Raw genomic sequence first — 15,561 nt, 5'->3', positions numbered from 1 at the left:
TTTCGGCCTCGTGCCAACGCTTGGGGGGAGATCATGTCAGATATCACTCAGGGCTTAATGCCCCGATGCAGCGCCACAATACCGCCGGTCATGTTGTGGAATTCACAATCGACAAAACCGGCATCCGCCATCATCTGCTTGAGAGTTTCCTGATCCGGGTGCATGCGGATGCTCTCCGCCAGGTAGCGGTAGCTTTCCGCATCGTCGGCCACCAATTTACCCATGAATGGCAGCAGCCGGAAAGAGTACTGATCGTAGACTTTTTCCAGCAACTTCGATTCCGGTTTGGAAAATTCCAGTACCAGCAGGCGTCCACCGGGCTTCAACACCCGCAACATGGAGCGCAAGGCCAGATCTTTGTCGGTGACATTGCGCAGGCCGAAGGCGATGGTAATGCAGTCGAAGGTATTGTCGGGGAAGGGCAGGTATTGGGCGTCCGCCTGTACCGGTACCACGTTGCCGGCGATACCTCGATCGAGCAGCCGATCGCGGCCGACGCGCAACATTGATTCGTTGATATCCGCCAGCACCACCTGGCCACTGGCGCCCACAATACGCGAGAAACGCGCGGTGAGATCGCCCGTGCCACCGGCGATATCCAAAATTTTCTGTCCCGGCCGCGCGCCGGACAATTCGATGGTAAAGCGCTTCCAGAGGCGGTGAATACCCCCGGACATCAAATCGTTCATGACGTCGTAACGCGCCGCCACTGAGTGGAACACTTCCGCCACACGACCGGCCTTTTCCTCCACCGGGACCTCTTGGTAGCCGAAGTGGGTGGTCTTGCGATCCTTCATGCTGTGCTGCCTGCTGAGCCAATTTCAGAGGGCCATTGTACATCGCCGGCGCCGGTGGAACAGCGTCCATGCTGTGCACAGCAGCAACTCGCTAACATTGGGTATTACGGGAGCAGAGAAAGGGCTGGGAAAAAACCATGGATTACCGCCTCGAAAGCGGCACACCGGTTGAACTGGGCCTACGCCTGGTGGCCAGCGCAGAAATCCATGCCGCACTCGACAATGCCCGGCTGCTGCCAGAGGCACACGCCGTGCACGAATTGCGCAAGCACTGCAAAAAGCTCCGCGCGCTGCTGCGCCTGGTGTACCGGGATAAAAACCTGCGTTATAAGCTCGAGAATAATCGTTATCGCAACATCGCGCAGCGCCTCTCGGCAAGTCGCGACCTGGTCTCTGTGCGTGCCGCACTACTCTCCCTCGCGCCCCCCGCCCACTTCGAAAAGATGCACAGGTTGCTGCAACAGATGCTCAACGCAGAGCCCGAACAAGGGAGCTTTCAGCGAGTCGAAGAGTTGTTGACACAGGCACAAGCGGATATCCACAAATGGCCCCCGCAAAATATTCACTGGGAAGATATCGCCTCTGCCTATTCAAGAGATTATCGGCGCGCGCGCAAAGCCTGGATGGCCACGCGCTATGGGGACAACGCCTACAAGCTACATCAGTTGCGAAAACGGGTGAAAAGCCATTGGTATCACAGCCGCCTTCTCGGAGGAAGGTACCCACAATCGATAGAGATTCGCTGTGAACCCCTCGGGCAACTCGCCCAAATACTGGGAGACTGGCGCGACCTCTTCCTGCTCCGCATCCTGGCCATCACCACCAGTGAGAGCCTGGGAAAAGAATTAATCCGATTGCTCGAAATGACAGACGGGCAAAAGGAACGATTGCGTCGAGAAATAGACGCTCGCTGCCGGGCACTCTTCGCCCACAAGACACTCTCCGAGGGGAAAGCAAGTGTATAAAAAAGGGGGCGGAGGCAGGGTGCCGAGAGACGAAAAGGCTTTAGGAATCGAAAAAGGCGCGGGTCGCATTCCCGCGCCTCCAGGGCCGCCGATTTATTCGGCGCTCTGCTCCAGCAGACCGCCGGCGCGGGCCATCACATGGAACAAATAGTTCTGCTCATTGGTACCGCTCACCAGGTGCGCACCGGGTCCGCGGGCCCAGACGCCCACATCTTCACCGCCGTGAGTCTCACCCGACAGGGGAATAAGAGCCTCCTGGTGGAAACCCGGCGCGGTCGTGTCGATACCGGTGAGGTCCTGACGCCCCGCCACAATATCGCCATCATAGCGGTCATCCGCGTCGGTATTATCACCGTTATCCGCGAAACCGCGGCCATTGGCATAATTCAGGGTGGTGTAGGGCAGGCCCTCTTTATCCAGCTTGGGGGTCTCCTCGGGCAGGCCGCTGCCATCGTTTTTGATCACTTTGCCCAGGATTGGATTGCCGCGGGTGGTGCCACCGGCAATGGTCATCACGTGGCTGTGGTCGGCGGTGACAATAATCAGGGTATCTTCCGCATTGGTGCTATCCATAGCGACCTGAACCGCCTTGGCAAACTCCTCCGCATCGCTGAGGGCATTGAAGGCATTGTTGGCGTGGTGGCCGTGGTCGATACGACCAGACTCCACCATCAGGAAGTAGCCCTTATCGTTTTTCTGCATCATCGCCAGCCCTTTGGCGGTCATCTCACTCAGAGAGGGCTCACCGGCCACATCATTGGCGCGATCCGCCTCGTAACGCATATGGGAGGCATTAAACAGGCCGAGCAGCTTGTCGGTGTTGGCCACATCCAATTGATCAAATGCCGTTTTGTCTTCCACATACACAGACGTAGTCACTCCATCGCTGTAGCGCTCCTTCCACTCCTCGATCAGGTTGCGGCCGTCTGTGCGCTTGCCATCTTTATCTTCCAAATCCTTCTGATCACTCGGCAGGAAGTTGCGGCGGCCCCCCCCCATCACCAGGTCGATTCCATCGCCGGCCTGTAGCTCGACCAGCTGAGTCGCAATATCGCGGCAACCGTCGGGAGCCGTATATTCCCATTCGCGCTCGGGCACCTTGGCGTAGGTGGCTGCAGGCGTGGCGTGGGTAATACGCGCGGTGCTGATAATACCGGTGCTTTTACCCAATTCTTCAGCCAGCTCCAGGGAGGTGGTCAGCGGGCGGTCGAGACTGGCCGTGCAGTCACCGCGGGCGACATCTTCGGCCACACTCAGAACGCCAGCTTTGGTTTTCACCCCGGTGACCAAAGCGGTCATGGTACCGGCGGAGTCCGCGGTCTGCTGGTTGGTGTTATAGGTTTTCACCAGGCCCGCGTAGGGCATTTTCTCAAAGCTCAGCTGGTATTCCTCGCCGTCGAGACCCAGTTTCTGCCCGGCAAAAATACGCGCGGCAGTCACCGTGGAGATACCCATGCCATCACCGACGAACAAAATAATGTTTTTCGCGGCTCCCGGCGTATTGTTGATTTCCTCGGCACTCGCCGCTGCTACCGCTTTCTGACCCTCCTCAAACCAACTGCTTTTACTCTGCGCGCTGGAAATACCTAGGTGGTCTTCCTGTTGCTGCGGTGTTCCGGTGCTGTCCGGCAACTCAGCTGGGTTGTTGGAGTCGGAGTTGTCGTCGCTACAGGCGCTGGCCAGCACGGCAATGGAAAAGGCCAGCAGGGTCTTTTTAAACAATTTCATAATCAATGCCCCAATTATTCTTCTGACAGCGACAGGTCGGTCGCGGCTGTCATTATGTGGAAAACCGCGCTCTGTTCCAGGTGTCCCTGTACTTTTTCGGCACCGGCGCCAATCGCGTGCAAACTGATATCCTCACCACCGTGGCTCTCGCCACCCAGAGCGACCAGAGATTCCTGGTGGAAACCGGGCTTTTCGGTGTCCACCCCTGTCAAATCATGGCGGCCGGCGGCGATATCATAGTCATCGCGCTTATCCGCATCGGTGTTTTCACCTGAATCCACATAGGCAAAGCCGCGTCCATTGGTGTAGGTGAGGGTGGTGTAGGGCTTGTTATCCTCGGCCAGGGAGACCGTCTCATTTGGCGCGCCGCTGTCATCGTTACCGATCACCTTGCCCAGGATAGGGTTACCCCTGGTCGGATAGCCCGCCATATTCATTACGTGGCTGTGGTCAGCGGTCACCAGGATCAGGGTTTCTTCCAGGTCTACTTTCTGCAGGGCCGCCTTGACTGCATCGGACAGTTCGATAGCTTCGTTCAGGGCGTTGTAGGCGTTACCGGAATGGTGAGCGTGATCGACCCGGCCGGATTCCACCATCAGGAAGAAGCCGTCTTCATCCTTTTGCAGCACATCGATGGCGGTGGTGGTCATCTCGACGATGCCGGGTTCTTCGCTGTTCTTGGCGATGCGATCCGCATCGTAGCTCATATGATCGCCGGTAAAGAGCCCCATCAGTTTGTCGGTATTGGCGATATCCACCGCCGCCAACTCGAAACCGTTTTCGACATAGACCGCGCTCTGCTCACCTTCGTAGCGCAGCAGCCACTCACCGGTTAGGTTGCGCTCATCCTCTCTCAGGCCACCGTCGGCTACTGGAGTGAAGAAATCGCGCCCACCACCGAGCATCACTTCCATGCCGTCACCAATACCCATTTCCACCATCTGCGTGGCGATGTCGGTACAGCCCTCATCCGCCTCCGCTTCCCACTTGCGGTTGGGGCTCTTGGCGTAAGTCGCCGCCGGGGTGGCATGAGTGAGGCGCGCGGTGGAAACGATACCGGTGGCCTTGCCACGGCTTTCCATCATTTCGAGAAAACTGTTCAGGCCCAGATCCTGGCTCGCCGCACAATCGCCTTTCAGCGCTTGGCCATCCACGTTGATCATACCGGCGCGGGTTTTCACACCTGTCATCATCGCGGTCATGGTACCGGCGGAGTCTGGTGTCTGCTGGTCGGTGTTATAGGTTTTGATCAGAGCGCTGTGGGGAAACTCTTCAAAAGAGAGGCTGTTTTCCTCACCGGTTTGACCGCGGCGCTGGCCCTCGAAGATACGTGCGGCGGTCAGCGTGGCAATTCCCATACCATCGCCCACAAACAAAATGACATTTTTTGCGGTTTTGGCTTCGCGGGAGAGAGAAGCGCGCTGCTCCAGGCGGTCAGACGCCTGGGTGAACCAGTCGCTATTGGTTTGATAGTCGGGCAGGCTCGCAGCTGAAACCGCAGAAGCGAGAGGGATTAAGCAAAAGGCGCTGAGTGCGCGGGCAAGTTTTTTTGCCACGGTGGGCCTCCGGAACTCGTGAATTTGGCGAGCATTAAAGTCCGGAAATGTGACAAAAGAATTACGCGCCGATTAACTTCTCGCTTTCTTTGCCAAACCGCTTTGTACGGCGCTACAACTGTAAAAGAGCAGCCATACCCTTGTTACAGGAGTGAGAAAAAATGCCGAAATTCCATTATTTTTTTGATTTTTTACGCAAATAAAAAAATAAAAAGTGCGCTGCAGAGAGCGCACTTCAGCACTAACCAATAAATTTCACCACGCTCTCATCGGGATCACGGCCTTTGCCTGCCGCGCGTAAACGCGCCAGATAGGCCTCCCAATTAACCGCGTATTTTTCGGCCAGATCGCACAGATATTCCCAGGTGTAAATGCCGGTGTCGTGGCCGTCATCGAAATCGATTTTCAGCGCATAGCGACCGGCAGCCTCAATTCTGTCAATACCTACATTTAGTTTCCCATCCACCAGCAGCGCGGGGCTATTGCCATGGCCACGCACCTCGGCACTGGGGGAGTAGACGCGCAGATATTCCGCCGGCAGGGTGAATTCGCCGTCGGCGTACACTAGCAACAGGTTTTTCCCTGCGCGATTTAAACGGATTTTTTGCAGTTTCATTTACAGGATAAAACGCGAAAGGTCCTCGTTTTGGCTGAGCTCGCCGAGATGGCTATCGACATAAGCAGCATCCACATTCAGCGATTTATCGCCGTCACCGGCGTCGAAGGAAATCTCCTCTAACAGACGCTCCAGTACCGTGTGCAAACGGCGCGCGCCGATATTTTCGGTACGCTCATTCACCTCGAAAGCAACCTCGGCAATACGGCGGATACCATCTTCCGTAAATTGCAGTTCCAGGCCTTCGGTGGCGAGCAACGCTCTCTGCTGTTCGGTCAGAGAGGCCGATGGTTCGGTGAGGATGCGCTCAAAGTCCGCGGATGTCAGCGAGCTCAACTCCACGCGGATTGGCAGGCGCCCCTGTAGCTCGGGAATCAAATCCGACGGCTTGGACAGGTGGAAAGCACCGGAAGCAATAAACAGAATATGATCCGTTTTGATCATGCCGTGCTTAGTGTTGACGGTGCTGCCTTCGATCAGCGGCAGCAGGTCGCGCTGCACTCCCTCGCGGGACACATCGGCACCGCCGCTCTCCTGGCGTTTCGCCACCTTGTCGATTTCGTCAATAAAGACGATACCGTTTTGCTCGGCGGCGCGAATCGCGCGAGTTTTAACATCTTCGTCGTTGACCAGCTTGGCGGCTTCTTCGTCCGTAAGCTGTTTCATTGCCTGTTTGACCGGCAGCTTGCGCTTGCGGGTCTTGCCCTGGGACATATTCGAAAACATACCCTGTAGCTGGTTGGTCATTTCCTCCATACCCGGAGGGGCCATGATCTCCACCCCCATAGGGGCGGCGGCCATATCGATTTCCACTTCTTTATCGTCCAGCTCGCCCTCGCGCAACTTCTTGCGGAACAGCTGGCGAGTGCTGGAATCCTTATCATTCGGCTCACTGGAGCGCGCCGGCGGCAACAGGGCATCGAGTATGCGCTCTTCGGCGGCATCCATAGCGCGCTGCTGTACACCGGACATCGCCTGTTCGCGCTCTTGCTTCACTGCCGTCTCAACAAGATCGCGTACGATGGACTCCACATCACGGCCCACATAGCCAACTTCGGTAAATTTGGTCGCTTCCACCTTGATAAAGGGCGCATTCGCCAGCTTCGCCAGACGGCGCGCAATTTCGGTTTTACCCACGCCAGTGGGGCCGATCATCAGGATATTTTTCGGGGTGATTTCGGCACGCAGATCCTCGCTCACCTGCATGCGGCGCCAGCGATTGCGCAGCGCAATAGCGACAGCGCGCTTGGCATCCTGTTGGCCGACGATGTGGCGATCGAGTTCGTGGACAATTTCACGGGGGGTCATTTGGGACATACAAATTCCTGCAAAACAGTTGCGCGGGCCTGATTACAGCCCGCCGGGCCTCAAGCGCTGTTAACAGCGCCGGGCACTCAATAAGTCAATTCTTCGATGGTGTTGTTGTGGTTGGTGTATACGCAGACATCACCGGCAATTTTCAGGCCCTGTTGGACGATGGAGCGCGCATCCATATCGGTGTTGTCGAGCAGTGCTCGAGCCGCCGACTGGGCGAAGGGCCCGCCGGAACCGATGGCAATCAGGTCATCTTCTGGCTGAATCACGTCGCCGTTACCAGTCACAATCAGGCTGGCGCTGGCGTCCGCCACGGCCAATAACGCCTCTAAGCGGCGCAGAGCCCGGTCTGTGCGCCAGTCTTTGGCCAGCTCCACGGCGGCGCGGGTCAGCTGGCCGCCATGGGCTTCCAGCTTGGCTTCGAAGCGCTCAAACAGGGTAAAAGCATCAGCTGTACCACCGGCAAAACCGGCGATTACCTTGTCTTTGTACAGGCGGCGCACTTTGCGTGCGTTGCCTTTCATAATCGTGTTACCCAGGGACACCTGGCCGTCGCCGCCAATCACAACTTTGCCGTTGCGGCGACAGGATAAAATAGTGGTTCCGCGATACTGTTCCAATGGAGACCTCTCGGATTACGCGTGTGCTCTGGCTGAAGAAGACCTGTGGTCTTCCGCGCCGGGAATTTCATTCAGGTTAGATAAGTGAGGACGGGGCGCGCCGATTTCAATAAGAGACCGGCCAATTGCTAAACCGAGAACCCGTTATTCACCGCGGATGCGCCTCTCAGCCACCCTCCCCGCGCAGTATTTCAAGCCACTTCTGCCCAGCCATGTTTAGGCTGGAATGACCGCCCGCAACCCGGAAAAAATTACCGAATAAACTGACTGTGCCGAGCGGGTGTCCGGCTCACGACTCAATTGGCCGGGCGTTTTAATACCAGAGGCATCAGGCGATGCTCCGCCAGTATCTGGCGGGCCTTGGCCATGCGCGAACGGTTGCTGAAAGGACCAACCAATACCCGGTGCCAAGTGCCGCGACTGTCGCTGGCGGACTCTACTTTGACATCCAGGTTCGCGAGGGTGAGCTGCGCGCGCAGGCGCTCCGCCTCCGCCGCCTCGCGAAAGGAGGCGGCCTGCAGAATAAAGACCTGTTTTTTGGTCTTCTCCGCGGCGCCCCGCGCAGACGATGAGGCCTCGCTCCGGCTGGCGGGCTTGGCCACTTTCGGCGGTGGCACCGTGACTTCGTTTTCTTTCAACATGGTGTAGAAATCAAAGCGCGGCTCGGAGGATTTTTGCGCCTCAGAACTGGCTGTCTGCCCCCTTTCAGCACCAGCAGCTTTGTTGCCACCGCCGGCCGCACCGTATTGCAGAAGCAAAAAAACGGTGAAACCGCCGACGGCGTTGCCCAGGAGAAACCAAACCCAGGCGGGCTTGCCCGAGGAACTCTTAGTGCGGCGTTTGGTATTGCGACGGCTCATTGCGGATTTCTTCCCTGGGTTGTCTGCTCAGCCGGCGAATTGTACCGCCAATTGCTGCGTGGGCATGGTCTCCCTGCAAAATTCACGACAATTCCTGTGCATCCATATCCACTGCCCAGCGCAGACGCCGATTCTTATTGCCCTCGGCCCAGGCGCACACCTGGGCCAACAAGGGTTGCAACTGGGCGCGATTCTGGGCAGTTACCTGCACATAAAAACGGTAGCGCCCCGACTTGCGCTCCAGCAGCGCCGGCACAGGCCCCAGGTACTGCAACTCGGGGGAGGGCGGCACCAGCGATTGCATAAACAGGCGTGCGTTCTGCAGGAACTCCTCCGCCCAGGCCGGCTCCTCACACTCAGCGCGCACCAGAGCCATCGCGTGGGTCGGGGGCAGCTGCGCCACCGCACGATCACGCAGCAGTTGGCGCGCAAAAGTGCCGTAACCTTTTTCCAACAGCATCTGTAGTAACGGGTGCTCGGGGAAGCGGCTCTGCACCAGCACCCGGCCGCTTAAACTGCCGCGCCCGGCTCGGCCCGCCACCTGCTCCAGTAGCTGACCGGTGCGCTCGGGAGCGCGAAAGTCTGCGCTGAATAGGCCACCGTCAGCATCTTGGATCACCACCAGGGTCACTCTCGGCAGGTGGTGTCCCTTGGCCAGCATCTGAGTACCCAGTAGCAGGCAGGGCTCGCCATCGCGGGCCGGTGCCAACAATCGGTCCAGGGCCTGCTTGGTAGCGGTGGTATCTCTATCGACCCGAATTACCGGGTAGTCGGCAAAACGCCGAACCAGCAATTCTTCGCTGCGTTCGGTCCCGCCTCCCAGAGCGGAGATGGAGCGACTGTGGCACTGCGGGCAGCTGTCTACCAGAGGGCGGCGATAGTCGCAGTGGTGACAGCGCAACTGGCGTTGGCGCCGGTGCATGGTGAGTTTGCTGGAACAGTGCGGGCAGTCGGCGATCCAACCGCAGTCATCGCAATTGAGTGCCGGCGCAAAGCCACGCCGATTGATAAACACCAGCACCTGCTCACCTCGCGCCAGGGTATCGCCGATATGGCGCAACACCTGTGGCGCAAATCCCTCCTCAAGGGGTTCGCGCAGGGTGGGCACCACATGAATCTGCGGTGGGCGCGCATCGCCAGCGCGCTGGCGCATACGCAGATGCTGATAGCGACCGCTGAGCGCATTGTGCAGGGTTTCTAGGGAGGGTGTGGCGGAACCCAGCAGCACCGGCACATCGCTATTGCGCGCCAGCACCACCGCGAGATCGCGGGCCGAGTAGCGCACGCCATCCTGCTGCTTAAAAGAGGCGTCGTGCTCTTCATCCACCATCACCACGCCTAGCCTCGGCAACGGCGTCATAATCGCCGAGCGGGTGCCGATCACAATATCCGCCTGGCCTCCGGCCGCGGCGAGCCAGGATTGCGCACGCTCCCCCTCGCCCAAGCCCGAGTGCAGGGCGGCAATACTGCGCTCGGGAAAGCGCGCGGCGATACGCCGCAAGGTCTGCGGGGTGAGACCGATTTCCGGCACCAGTAGCAAAGCTTGGCGTCCCTCGGCCAATACCCGCTCTATTAAACGCAAGTAGATCTCAGTCTTGCCACTACCGGTGGTGCCCTCTAGCAAGGTGGCGGAAAAACGGCTGCAATCCAGCGTATCGAGCACCTGTTGCTGTTCACTATTCAGCGACGGCGGCGCAGTGGCCTCCGCCGCCGGCAGTAGCGGTGGCACCGTGGGTCCAGAGGCCCACTCCACCAGATGGCGCTCCTGCAGCGCGCGGATCACGGCCGGGGTATGGCCCTGGGCCTTCAGGTGGGTGCGGCTCTGCTCGCCTCCGCGCAGTAGCTGCTGCAGTAGCGCCTGCTGTTTCGGTGCCCGCGCCAGTGCCGATTCCGGCAAGCCCTTGCCCTCGGTGGTGAGCCGCAACCACTGCTCGGCCCAGTGATCCGCGGGCTTGCCCTTGCGCAATGCAGCGGGTAGGGCGGCGGCGTAGACCTCCCCCACCGGCGCTTGATAGTAGTCGGCAATCCAGTTCAGGAATTTGCGGTCGCGCTCGGCAAACAGGGCGCTTCCGTCGATCAACGCTTCCGCCGACTTCAGCTTGGCGTGTGGAGATTCCCGCACCATATCCACCAGCACCGCCACCAGTTTGCGCCCGGCGAAGGGCACCCACAGACGCTGGCCGGACTGTAATTCAGCTGGGTCGAGGCCCTCTGGAGGCAAATAGTCGAAGAGACGCCGCAACGGCACCGGTACCGCCAGCCGTAAGATGACCTTCTGTTCTACCGTCTGTTGCACCCCGCCCCCATAAACCGCCTCACATAAAGGGCGCTAGTGTACTGGCTGACACAGCGAGGTACAGAGAGCGCCAAATTTAGTTGCCCACTCTTATTTAGAGTTACTCAATTCGACAAGGATGAACGTTATGACCGATAGAGAAGAACTCAGTTGATGCTAGCCAGTGACCCGCTGATCCTTTTACTGAAACCTCCTTATGCCTGGGTCCTGACCGGTTTGGTGATCGGCTTCGGACTTCTGTGGACAGGCTTGGTACAGCGGCCAAGCAGGGTAGCGGAGCATCGCGATGAAAGCTCCTAGAAAGCCCTTAATGCGTTAAACCCGGTACTCGAGCACCGGGTGCGCCTCGCAATCTGTATGATGCTGGCCAAGTATGAGGAAATCAGCTTTTCCCGTTTTAAGAATCAGCTACAGGCAACCGATGGCCATCTAGTCGCACAGCTACGACGTCTTGATGAGCGGGGTTACATCGCCCGGCGCAAAGACTTTGTCGAGCGCAAGCCCATCGCCTGCTACCACCTCACAGGGGCGGGACGTGAAGCACAGCACAAACACCTACAGCCCCTGCAACCACTCATCTCCTCGGCAAGCTAGCGGCAGCACCGGAGCACGGCATTTGGGCTTGAACCCCGGCGCTAATCTGATAGTATGCGCCGACTTTTTAATCAGCCTGGAACCAATCCGGTTCCTGCTCCAACGACGATGCCGTGCCCGGCAACAGATCGAGTGGCGGTTTCGGAAAGAGGCAATCATGAAAGCAGATATCCATCCTAACTACACCGACATCAATGCCACTTGCTCCTGTGGCAATGTCGTCAAAACTCGCTCCACCCTGGGCAAAGACCTGCAGATCGACGTCTGCTCCCAGTGCCACCCGTTCTACACCGGCAAGCAAAAGCAAGCGACTACCGGTGGACGTGTGGACCGCTTCAAGAAGCGTTTTGGCAGCCGCATCAGCAAGTAATCCGAATATCGAGACGCTGCGGCGTCTCGCAAAAGGCACCCAGGAATCCCTCGGTGCCTTTTTTTATACCCCAAATTCCCCTTTCTGCACCGCGATAGTTCAATGGGGTAAAATCGATTTGTATCGCTTAATATATTCGTTATGGGCAGTAAAAATATCCTTAAAATAGCTTTTCTCGCGACTGATCATCCTGAAATTAGCCAAATATTAAGGGCAAAATAGTAATAGGTGGCAGTTCCACCCCCAGTGTGCGCTTGTGGCAGCAAGTGACCCTCGGTTATTCTCTGAGACCCGCAGTAACCCGGATGACACCTTAAGTGTCACCCCCAGTTTTCGAGAGAACAGCCCCCAAATGACGGATTCATTGCGCCAGGCAGCGCTCGATTACCACGCGCTCCCCAGTCCCGGCAAACTTTCAGTTGAGCTGACCACCGCCGCCGAAACCCAGGAAGACCTGTCCCTGGCATATAGCCCTGGCGTGGCAGAGCCGGTGCGTGAAATTGCCAAGGACCCAGAGTCGGCCTACCTGTATACCGGCAAGGGCAACCTGGTGGCGGTAATCTCTAACGGCAGCGCCATCCTCGGCCTCGGCAACTTGGGTCCACTGGCCTCCAAACCGGTGATGGAGGGTAAATCGCTACTGTTCAAGCGCTTCGCCGACATCAACTCGGTGGATATCGAGGTGGACGTCAACAGCCCGGAGCAGTTTATTCAGACGGTTGCCGCCATCGCCAATACCTTTGGCGGTATCAATCTCGAAGACATCAAAGCGCCGGAATGCTTCCATATTGAAGAAGCGCTGATTGAGCGCTGCCCGGTGCCGGTATTCCACGACGACCAGCACGGCACCGCGATTGTGACGGTCGCCGGTATGCTCAACGCCCTGGAGATCCAGGGCAAAAAGATCAGCGAAGTCCATATGGTGTGCCTGGGCGCCGGCGCCGCCGCCACCGCCTGCTGTAAGCTGCTGCTGGCCGCCGGGGCGCGCAAGGAGCAGATCACCATGCTCGACAGTCGTGGCGTGATTCACTCTGGGCGCACCGATATCAACGCCTACAAGGGCGAGTGGGCGCGGGATACCGATATGCGCACCCTCGACGACGCAATCCACGGCGCCGACGTATTTCTCGGCGTGTCCGGTCCGGATCTCCTCTCCGCCGAACAGCTGCAACGCATGGCACCGAAACCGGTGGTATTCGCCTGTTCGAACCCAAATCCGGAGATCAAACCGGAACTGGCCCACAGTGTACGCGACGACCTGATCATGGCCACCGGGCGCTCCGATTACCCCAACCAGGTTAATAATGTCCTGTGTTTCCCCTTTATTTTTCGCGGCGCACTGGATGTGCGCGCGGCGCGTATCAACGAGGACATGAAACTGGCCGCGATTGAAGCCATCCGCAAAATCGCCCGCCTGCCGGTGCCAGATTCGGTGCGCGAGGGCTACGGCGGTGTGGAACTGAGCTTTGGCTCAAACTATATCCTGCCCAAGCCCACAGACCCCCGCCTGCTGCCGGAAGTCGCCTCAGCGGTGGCGCGCGCAGCGGTGGACAGCGGCTGTGCACGACTTCCCTATCCCGATCACTACCCACTGAAAACACTCTAGGGAACCCGCCTTATCCCTCCGGGACGTGCGTTTGCCGCGTTCGTCCCCACAGACTTCTTGAGCCGCACAGCACCCGTCGCTAAACTGCCTTTCTGTCACAGCATCAAAGTTGCCCAACATAATGAGTCACGTGTACGTGCTGACCAACCAGCACCAGCAATTCCTGAGCAAAAGCGGCGAATGGCTCGACGGCCGTGAGCCCAATAAACTGTTTCGCAGCGAATTTAAGGATGTCGCCATCAATCAGATGTTCGAGGCCAATACACGTGATGTCAGCCTGCGCATCGAATTACTCCGGTGTGCACTGAACACAAAGGCCCAGCCGCTGATCCCGGAAGAGGCCCTGGCCGATCCTTCCGCGGCATCGGGGGATCCCGAAGTTGCGCCCCCCGCACCGGAAGAAATGCCCGCACAGGATAACCCCGAGCTGGAGCCGCAGGCGGAACCTGAAGTGGCCCCAGAGCAGGCACCAGAGGTCGCGCCACAACAAGTCCCGGAAGAAACGCCCGCACAACCCGGCGAGCACAAATCGGAATCGGAATCAGCCGCCTGAGCGGGGATTCTTTCAGCACCGGCACAAGTCGCCCAAGCGCGACAGAAAAAGAGAGTTCCGGTAGTACCAAGGAGATTCGAGTGCCTATTCCCCATCTCGCCGCCCTGTCCCAGGCCGAGCCTGTGCAACTGCTCAGGGGCATACGCCGCGGCCTAGAAAAAGAGAGCCTGCGTGTTGCCAACGACGGCACCCTGGCGCAGACGCCTCATGCGCAGACACTGGGTTCGGCACTAACCCACGAAAGTATCACCACCGATTTTTCCGAGGCTTTGCTGGAGTTTATTACGCCGCCGGTGGCGACCCCAGAAGAAGCCCTGCGAATTCTCGACCGTATTCATCGCTATACCTACAGCCAGATCGGGGACGAGCGCCTGTGGGTTAACAGTATGCCCTGTGTTATCGGCACCGACAGCGATATCCCAGTGGCCCGCTACGGCAATTCCCACAGCGGCACCATGAAAACCATTTACCGCCTGGGGCTCGGCCTGCGCTACGGCCGCGCCATGCAGACGATCGCCGGCATCCACTACAACTTTTCTCTGCCCGATGCCTTCTGGTTGTACCTGCACGAGCTCGAGGGCAGCAGCGAAGCCCTGTGCGAATTCAAAACGCGACGCTACTTCGACCTGATCCGCAATTTCCGTCGCAATTACTGGCTGCTAATCTACCTGTTCGGGGCCGCACCCGCAGTGTGCTCTTCCTTTGTGGAGGGGCGCCAGCACAAGCTCGAAACCTTTAACGACGATGGCCACACTCTGCACGCCCCCCATGCCACCTCACTGCGCATGGGCGACCTGGGGTACAACAGCGAGGTGCAGCAATCACTTGTCGTTTGCTACAACAATCTGCGCAGCTACCTGTCCACCCTGTGCTCGGCCATCAGCCGACCCTATGGCCCCTACCGGGAACTCGGGGTAAAAGACAGCGAAGGGAAGTACCAGCAACTCTCCCCCGGCGTGCTGCAAATCGAAAATGAGTTTTACTCGCCGATCCGGCCAAAAAACCCAGCCAAGCGCGGCGAAACTGCCCTGGCCGCTCTGAATAACCGCGGGGTTGAATATATCGAGGTCCGCTGTCTCGACCTCAATCCCTTTATGCCGCTGGGTATCGATGCGCAACAGATGCGTTTTATCGACAGCTTCCTACTGCACTGCCTGCTCACAGACAGCCCCGAGACCGACGAAGCCGATTACCGCACAACCCAGGAAAACCAACAGCGCATTGTTTATCGCGGCCATGAACCCGACCTAAAACTGCGCTGCAATGGCGACGAGCGTGAACTGAAAGAGTGGGCCTTTCAGCTACTCGGAGAAATAGACACTGTCGCCGAACTGCTCGACAGCGCTTGGGGCGGCGACCAGTACCGCGGTGCCGTCGGTGTACAGCGGGGCAAGGTCAAAGGGGAAGTTGCCACTCCGGCTCAGCAGATGCTGGCAGAAATGCAGGAGCAAAACCTGAACTTCTACCATTGGGCCATGCAGAAAGCCGAGCAACACCGCCGTTATTTTCTCGAGCGCCCCCTCGATAGCGACTCGGTCCGCGGCTTCTCACGCGAAGCGGAGGAGTCGCTGCTCAAGCAGAAGCAGGTGGAAGCGGAAGATACAGGTTCCTTCGAAGCGTTTCTCAGCCACTATTACGCACAATATATGTGTTGCCAGGACTAATGCTGGCATAACTGACCACCGG

The 15,561-nt window shown here is 58.3% G+C and carries 14 protein-coding genes; 6 read left to right on the top strand and 8 right to left on the bottom strand.

Annotated elements, in window-relative coordinates; genetic code table 11:
* Window positions 1-47: 47 nt before the first annotated feature.
* The gene (ubiE, locus tag Q1A69_RS11290; RefSeq protein ID WP_299585257.1) at window positions 48-797 is read right to left on the bottom strand and encodes a bifunctional demethylmenaquinone methyltransferase/2-methoxy-6-polyprenyl-1,4-benzoquinol methylase UbiE; all 750 of its coding nucleotides are present in this window, start codon (window positions 795-797) and stop codon (window positions 48-50) included.
* 137 nt (window positions 798-934) lie between these two features.
* On the opposite strand from ubiE, the gene Q1A69_RS11285 reads away from it, so the two are divergent.
* Window positions 935-1,762: a CHAD domain-containing protein gene (locus Q1A69_RS11285; RefSeq protein WP_299585255.1), complete on the top strand. Its 828-nt coding sequence runs from the start codon at window positions 935-937 to the stop codon at window positions 1,760-1,762.
* 93 nt (window positions 1,763-1,855) lie between these two features.
* Here the strand turns inward: Q1A69_RS11285 and Q1A69_RS11280 are convergent, their stop codons facing one another.
* From Q1A69_RS11280 to Q1A69_RS11250, 7 genes are all read right to left on the bottom strand, one after another.
* Window positions 1,856-3,490, bottom strand: a complete 1,635-nt coding sequence (locus Q1A69_RS11280) for an alkaline phosphatase (protein WP_299585253.1) — start codon at window positions 3,488-3,490, stop codon at window positions 1,856-1,858.
* A gap of 14 nt (window positions 3,491-3,504) precedes the next feature.
* Complete coding sequence (locus tag Q1A69_RS11275; RefSeq protein ID WP_299585251.1) at window positions 3,505-5,046, bottom strand: alkaline phosphatase; 1,542 nt, start codon at window positions 5,044-5,046, stop codon at window positions 3,505-3,507.
* A gap of 241 nt (window positions 5,047-5,287) precedes the next feature.
* The gene (locus Q1A69_RS11270; protein WP_299585249.1) at window positions 5,288-5,662 is read right to left on the bottom strand and encodes a DUF971 domain-containing protein; all 375 of its coding nucleotides are present in this window, start codon (window positions 5,660-5,662) and stop codon (window positions 5,288-5,290) included.
* Complete coding sequence (gene hslU, locus Q1A69_RS11265; protein WP_299585248.1) at window positions 5,663-6,979, bottom strand: ATP-dependent protease ATPase subunit HslU; 1,317 nt, start codon at window positions 6,977-6,979, stop codon at window positions 5,663-5,665. It abuts the gene before it with no gap.
* Window positions 6,980-7,056: 77 nt separating this feature from the next.
* Window positions 7,057-7,596: an ATP-dependent protease subunit HslV gene (gene hslV / locus Q1A69_RS11260; RefSeq protein WP_299585246.1), complete on the bottom strand. Its 540-nt coding sequence runs from the start codon at window positions 7,594-7,596 to the stop codon at window positions 7,057-7,059.
* A gap of 296 nt (window positions 7,597-7,892) precedes the next feature.
* A complete protein-coding gene (locus tag Q1A69_RS11255) occupies window positions 7,893-8,456 on the bottom strand; it encodes an SPOR domain-containing protein (RefSeq protein WP_299585243.1) in 564 nt (187 codons plus the stop codon).
* Window positions 8,457-8,538: 82 nt separating this feature from the next.
* Window positions 8,539-10,752 carry a primosomal protein N' gene (locus Q1A69_RS11250; protein ID WP_299585241.1) on the bottom strand — a complete coding sequence of 738 codons (2,214 nt, stop codon included), beginning with the start codon at window positions 10,750-10,752 and terminating at the stop codon, window positions 8,539-8,541.
* A gap of 339 nt (window positions 10,753-11,091) precedes the next feature.
* Between Q1A69_RS11250 and Q1A69_RS11245 the strand changes: the two genes are divergently transcribed.
* From Q1A69_RS11245 to gshA, 5 genes are all read left to right on the top strand, one after another.
* Window positions 11,092-11,346: a transcriptional regulator gene (locus Q1A69_RS11245; RefSeq protein WP_299585239.1), complete on the top strand. Its 255-nt coding sequence runs from the start codon at window positions 11,092-11,094 to the stop codon at window positions 11,344-11,346.
* 157 nt (window positions 11,347-11,503) lie between these two features.
* A complete protein-coding gene (gene rpmE, locus Q1A69_RS11240) occupies window positions 11,504-11,716 on the top strand; it encodes a 50S ribosomal protein L31 (protein ID WP_299585237.1) in 213 nt (70 codons plus the stop codon).
* A 352-nt stretch (window positions 11,717-12,068) separates the two neighbouring features.
* Window positions 12,069-13,322, top strand: coding sequence for a malic enzyme-like NAD(P)-binding protein (locus tag Q1A69_RS11235; protein ID WP_299585235.1), 1,254 nt, complete (start codon window positions 12,069-12,071; stop codon window positions 13,320-13,322).
* A 121-nt stretch (window positions 13,323-13,443) separates the two neighbouring features.
* A complete protein-coding gene (locus Q1A69_RS11230; protein WP_299585233.1) occupies window positions 13,444-13,875 on the top strand; it encodes a hypothetical protein in 432 nt (143 codons plus the stop codon).
* 80 nt (window positions 13,876-13,955) lie between these two features.
* Window positions 13,956-15,539, top strand: a complete 1,584-nt coding sequence (gene gshA, locus Q1A69_RS11225; RefSeq protein WP_299585231.1) for a glutamate--cysteine ligase — start codon at window positions 13,956-13,958, stop codon at window positions 15,537-15,539.
* Window positions 15,540-15,561: the final 22 nt, after the last annotated feature.

The sequence above is a fragment of the uncultured Microbulbifer sp. genome (assembly GCF_947498635.1).
GTDB classification, from domain to species: Bacteria; Pseudomonadota; Gammaproteobacteria; order Pseudomonadales; family Cellvibrionaceae; genus Microbulbifer; species Microbulbifer echini.
Note: the sequence above shows the minus strand (reverse complement) of the source record. Positions and strands in the feature narration are given on the sequence as shown.

Excerpts from the sequence above, each read along its gene's own strand:
- ubiE (WP_299585257.1), bottom strand. The coding sequence starts at position 797 with ATGAAGGATCGCAAGACCACCCACTTCGGCTACCAAGAGGTCCCGGTG.
- Q1A69_RS11285 (WP_299585255.1), top strand. The coding sequence starts at position 935 with ATGGATTACCGCCTCGAAAGCGGCACACCGGTTGAACTGGGCCTACGC.
- Q1A69_RS11280 (WP_299585253.1), bottom strand. The coding sequence starts at position 3,490 with ATGAAATTGTTTAAAAAGACCCTGCTGGCCTTTTCCATTGCCGTGCTG.
- Q1A69_RS11270 (WP_299585249.1), bottom strand. The coding sequence starts at position 5,662 with ATGAAACTGCAAAAAATCCGTTTAAATCGCGCAGGGAAAAACCTGTTG.
- hslU (WP_299585248.1), bottom strand. The coding sequence starts at position 6,979 with ATGTCCCAAATGACCCCCCGTGAAATTGTCCACGAACTCGATCGCCAC.
- Q1A69_RS11255 (WP_299585243.1), bottom strand. The coding sequence starts at position 8,456 with ATGAGCCGTCGCAATACCAAACGCCGCACTAAGAGTTCCTCGGGCAAG.
- rpmE (WP_299585237.1), top strand. The coding sequence starts at position 11,504 with ATGAAAGCAGATATCCATCCTAACTACACCGACATCAATGCCACTTGC.
- Q1A69_RS11235 (WP_299585235.1), top strand. The coding sequence starts at position 12,069 with ATGACGGATTCATTGCGCCAGGCAGCGCTCGATTACCACGCGCTCCCC.
- Q1A69_RS11230 (WP_299585233.1), top strand. The coding sequence starts at position 13,444 with ATGAGTCACGTGTACGTGCTGACCAACCAGCACCAGCAATTCCTGAGC.